The organism is Moorena sp. SIO4E2, assembly GCF_010671945.1.
GTDB lineage: Bacteria > Cyanobacteriota > Cyanobacteriia > Cyanobacteriales > Coleofasciculaceae > Moorena > Moorena producens.
The window spans coordinates 1-2,775 of the sequence record NZ_JAAHIE010000800.1; the positions used below are offsets into that span (position 1 = coordinate 1).

The following is a 2,775-nucleotide window of genomic DNA, read 5'->3' on the forward strand; positions in this document are numbered from 1 at the left end:
GTGTGTTCTTGGAGAGTCCCGTAAGTTCGACCGCCTTACGGAGTGGTATTAATGCCATCTCCTTAATCTACCATAATTTAATAGTAAGTGGTAGATTAGTGGAGGTTTTTGTTAACTGTCACAAGCCTTAACGAATCAATTTGGGGAGCAGCTCCGTGACTAGATACTACGCCACCTGTAACTCTTGATAGCGATAAACCTTTAGTTTCTAAAGGGTAGCATCTTCGATTATAGCGCCATGTGATGTAGAAATTTTGTGGATTTGTATTTTTTTTTAAGTTATTGGATGAGCGAGGCTAATCATGAAAGTTAAAGACGTCTATCAAGATGAACAAGGAAATTGGCAGATCGACTATGGAGTTGATCATCTGATGGGGCTAGCCATTAGGAATGATTTAGGACAGACACTGACCCAATTTATTATTTCGATTCCCATGAGTTTCTTGTTTTTTATGTTTTTACTTTCCGTTTTCGATGCCTTAATTGAATTAATCCCGCAGGTAGATACCAGTATTCAACAGATAGTTCCTCAAGAAAATGGCTCTCTTATAATGATTATAGTAAATGAGTAGTTTAAATGATCGATTACCCCTTAAATAGCCAGGGATTCAATTAAATAAAAATACCTTGTTTTGAATTGCGGAATTTTATCTATAAGCTTTGTAGGATGAGTAAGGTTCATTTAGGGTTAGGGTGGGCAGTGCATCAGACAGATAATGAAGCTTGCAAACCACGTTGCTAGGCACTGCCCACCCTACGATTAGTGACTTTATAAAATTATTTTTGGTTTAACTTGCGGAATATCACCTATAAGCTTTGTAGTTATTTTTATACTTTATTGAATGAGTGAGGAAACTTATGAAAGTTAAAGACGTCTATCAAGATGAACAAGGAAATTGGCAGATCGACTATGGAGTTGATCATCTGATGGGGCTAGCCATTAGGAATTATTTAGGACAGACACTGATCGGAGTTATTATTTCGATTCCCATGAGTTTCTTGTTTTTTATGTTTTTACTTGCCGTTTTCGATGGCTTAATTGCATCAATACCGCAGGTAGATAGCAGTATTCAACAGATAGCTCCTCAAGCAACTTACCATCCTCTTCGCTAATTATTAGATAGCTCAGGAAGATGGTAAACCACTTTCCTAACTATTGCTGATCATTCAGGGCTATTTCATTCTGATTGCGCCAGTGATCTGCCCTGCTAGTATTGCACTGCTAAAGATTTGAGCAATTGTCGGAAACTTTGACCTCAACTTGTATCATAAGCATGGCTTTTCTGATCTGGGTGAGGCTCAGCGTCTTGCTGGTTTTAGTCTTAACACACTCAAGGAAATGATCGAACTTTAAATTCAGATCTAATTGATACGATAAGTGGAATTGCAAACTCTAACACGTATTTTTTGACATTTAAATACATTAACACAATTAAATTTTTCTGATGCTTAAAATCAATCGATTATGGAACAAAATAGTTAATAAAATCACATCAAATAGCAAATTTTTGTTGCTCACTGCTTTGAGCATTAGTCTGGTTTTGACGTTTTTTAGAGCACCCTCACTAGCACAGTTGCCGCCACTAAAACAATTGCCCATTGAAGAGGATTCGGAAACACAACCTGCACCGGAAATAGGAATTGAAGAGGATTCGGAAACACAACCTGCACCGGAAATAGGAATTGAAGAGGATTCGGAAATACAACCTGCACCTGAAATCGGAATTGAAGAGGGTTCGGAAACACAATCTGCACCTGAAATAGGAATTGAAGAGGGTTCGGAAATACAACCTGCACCTGAAATCGGATGGGAGTTCTTAGGTAGCCGAGAACTCAATCAAGTAGAAATTCACGAAACTAAGTATAAAGGTGAGTGCCCAGGTTACAGCTGGTCTTCTCGGGAAGCCCGGTTTACTTCCAGTACTACTCCACCAGCTCGTAAAAGACGTGTAATTGTTAAAAATATTACCAGAGGAGTAGCTAGTGACCCATTTCCTTACACTGACAGAGAGTACGATGAGGGTAGATCTTCAGAAGGGACACGGATGAGTTTTGGAACAAGACATGATAGTAAAGAATTTCACGTTTTAGACGGAGAGAATACATTTGAGTACGAGATTAAAGAACGCGATCGTGTACTTGAGTCTGGAGTTTTCACTGCTGTAATTAAAAGAAATGTGGATGTCAGACAAAGAGATTCGTATCCTATTACCAAATCAGTTTGTATGAACTCAGAAGTTCCTATGTCTTTGTGTGCTGATATCAGGACTCTTACTAAGTACAAATGTCGGAGCAACTGGGTTCTCCGAAGCTTTCTCATGCCAAATACCCCTGAAGTTGCTACACTTATATCCAATCAGACTCCCTACTCGGTAAAGTATTGGATCAATGATAGGATACAAAAATTGTCATCAGGAAGCGATAAAATCTATACCAATAACTTTTTAAACATAAAGTTTGAATCTTGCTCTGTAGGAACCGAGGATGGAAGCAAGGCTAAAGAATGTACTATCAAAACCAGGAGTTTAGAACGAGGTAAAAGATATCGGTTTACAGCCTCTGATTTAGACTATGAATCCCTTGATATAGAAGATTTTCCACGATCATAGTTTCTTATAGGGCTGCAATTCTGATAGAATTAAGTAAGCATATGCGCCTAGGGCATATGCTGATAACTGATAGCTGATAGCTGATAGCTGATAGCTGATAACTGATAGCTGATAGCTGATAGCTGATAGCTGATAGCTGATAGCTGAATGCTTATATAATTAAAAA

Annotated in this window: 3 protein-coding genes; all 3 read left to right on the top strand. The window is 38.3% G+C overall.

Translation table 11 applies throughout. The features are described from left to right. Positions 1-302 precede the first annotated feature (302 nt). The 3 genes from F6K37_RS37385 to F6K37_RS37395 all read left to right on the top strand — a co-directional run bounded on the left by F6K37_RS37385 (position 303) and on the right by F6K37_RS37395 (position 2,609). Positions 303-572 (top strand): hypothetical protein, encoded by a 270-nt coding sequence (locus F6K37_RS37385; RefSeq protein ID WP_009149298.1) that lies wholly within the window; start codon positions 303-305, stop codon positions 570-572. A gap of 286 nt (positions 573-858) precedes the next feature. Further along, positions 859-1,113, top strand: a complete 255-nt coding sequence (locus F6K37_RS37390; RefSeq protein WP_009149299.1) for a hypothetical protein — start codon at positions 859-861, stop codon at positions 1,111-1,113. A gap of 332 nt (positions 1,114-1,445) precedes the next feature. Continuing rightward, complete coding sequence (locus F6K37_RS37395; protein ID WP_287256068.1) at positions 1,446-2,609, top strand: hypothetical protein; 1,164 nt, start codon at positions 1,446-1,448, stop codon at positions 2,607-2,609. The last annotated feature ends 166 nt before the right edge of the window (positions 2,610-2,775 follow it).

Coding starts and splice junctions, on each gene's coding strand:
- F6K37_RS37385 (WP_009149298.1), top strand. CDS start 303: ATGAAAGTTAAAGACGTCTATCAAGATGAACAAGGAAATTGGCAGATC.
- F6K37_RS37390 (WP_009149299.1), top strand. CDS start 859: ATGAAAGTTAAAGACGTCTATCAAGATGAACAAGGAAATTGGCAGATC.
- F6K37_RS37395 (WP_287256068.1), top strand. CDS start 1,446: ATGCTTAAAATCAATCGATTATGGAACAAAATAGTTAATAAAATCACA.